Annotated in this window: 1 pseudogene; it reads right to left on the bottom strand. The window is 67.8% G+C overall.

Features of this window, described 5'->3' with window-relative positions:
* Positions 1 to 326: pseudogene (locus ACZXDY_RS46615) on the bottom strand (MFS transporter); the annotation flags it as partial.

Genomic DNA, 326 nt, shown 5'->3' with positions numbered 1-326 from the left:
GCCGGACAGATTGCCGAGCGCATTGATCGCGGCGATCCCGGCCGCAGCCGAAGTGCCCGTCAGGAAGGCGCTCGGTATTGGCCACAGCAGTGGGGGCGTTGCGGAGACGCCGATCTGGCTCAGGCAGAGCAAGCCCAGCACCAGCGACGGCGCGGAGACGAGGCCCGCGCCCGCAAGGCCGACCGCCGCGAGGAACATGGCAAAGCAAACGTGCTCCCGACGCTTCAATGTGCGGTCGGAGTTGCGGCCCAGCAGCACCATCCCGACGGCGCCAAACAAGAAAGGCACCGCAGACAGCAGGCCGGTCTGGAAGTTGCTCACGCCGA

Source organism: Bradyrhizobium sp. LeoB3, from assembly GCF_055456055.1.
The sequence above is the reverse complement of the archived record's forward strand: the minus strand, read 5'-3'. Positions and strand labels throughout refer to the sequence as shown.